General features: G+C 61.3%; 1 protein-coding gene. It reads right to left on the bottom strand.

Translation table 11 applies throughout. From position 1 onward, the window contains the following. Nucleotides 1–16: 16 nt before the first annotated feature. Nucleotides 17–1,396 (bottom strand): IS66 family transposase (locus PO883_RS34430; RefSeq protein WP_308606876.1); only part of this gene is annotated, 1,380 nt, incomplete at its 5' end.

The raw sequence follows: 1,396 nt of genomic DNA, 5'->3' as shown, positions 1-1,396 counted from the left end.
CGTAACTATTCAGCCGCTACGCCACTGGCATGATTGGATCGGCAGTAAATGCGCGGCGGAGCACTTCCAACATGCTGTGACCCTGTTTGCGTAGAGTGTCCAGGCAGGAGCGGATGACGCAGAAATTGTCGGCGCCCGCAACGGTGCGGAAGCAGCCCGATACCTTCTGTTTGACCTTGGGCATGCGGACGGCCCTTTCCGCAATATTGTTCGAGAACGGGACGGTCGGATCGGCGATGAAACGCAAGATGGCGTCGGCGTGTAGCCGGAAGCGGCGCAGCAAGTTGTGGGCGTCGGACTGTTTGCAGCGACCGGATTTTCCGTCGGGCTTGAGTTTGGGAGGGTTCAGTTCTTCGCCTTCGCGCACGATATCGTCGTAGACGGTGGTGAAGGCGGCGATGGCAACGGCATCAAACGGGCGTCCCTGCTGCCGCGCCGCCGCGCTCAGTCGTTGGGCGTTGAGCAGCAACTCCGCCATTTCGACCGGCCAACCTTGGCCGGTTACCTCTTGCGCGTAGACCAGTTCCCGAAGGAGATGTGCGTTGCACAAAGCATGCAGTCCATCGTCGAGTTTCCAGTAAGGGCCCCAGCAATCATGTACCAGTACACCGCGGCGTTTGGGAAGAATGCCATGCGCGACGATGGCGTCAAAGCCGCGCTTTGCGTGCATGCCGTACCAGGTCAATTCTGCAGTGGCCGCCACATGCATCCAGTGCAGCTTGCCGTCCCCGCGCAGGCCCGATTCGTCGGCGCACAGGACTGGCGCGTTATGCAATTGTCGCGCTATCAGGTCGACCGTGCCCTGCAGGGCCACGCTGGCCTCGCCAACCCAAGCGTGCAGCGTTGCCGGCGACACCGACAAGCCCGTCATCTCCCAGATCAACTCGGCAGCGCGGGCATACGGCAGCATCTGCCCTTGGGTCAAATGCACGCCCAATGCGCGCACGTTCGGACCGTATTGCGCCACTTCGCTGACCGCAGCGGGGAATGCGCTGTCATGCCGCTGTCCACAGGCGCATACCACCGTGTACACACGGTGTTCAATCACCTCGAAGCTCATCGCCGGCACATCGAATATCTGACGGCGTTCCAGCACTTGTGCCTGCTCCATGGCCAACGCACTGTGGCAGCGGTTGCAGTGCGACGGCGGCGGATGATCCTTGGTGCCGGTGGGCTCGGCGACCCGCTTGAGCGTGTTGCCTTTGTGCCCCGGTTGGCCTCCGACAGCTTTATCGGACTTCCCGCGCAACGAACTCGTCTTCTTCTTTTTTGCCAGCCCATCGGACGATGGCGGCTTGCTCGAGTTCTGGCTGTTCATGCCCAGCTTCGCCTCGAGCGCATCCATCCGTTCAAAGAGAACGTCGATGAGACGGTCCTTGTCGGTGTCGGACAACTG

Source organism: Massilia sp. DJPM01 (assembly GCF_030348125.1).
GTDB lineage: Bacteria > Pseudomonadota > Gammaproteobacteria > Burkholderiales > Burkholderiaceae_D > Telluria_A > Telluria_A frigida.
The sequence above is the reverse complement of the archived record's forward strand: the minus strand, read 5'-3'. Positions and strand labels throughout refer to the sequence as shown.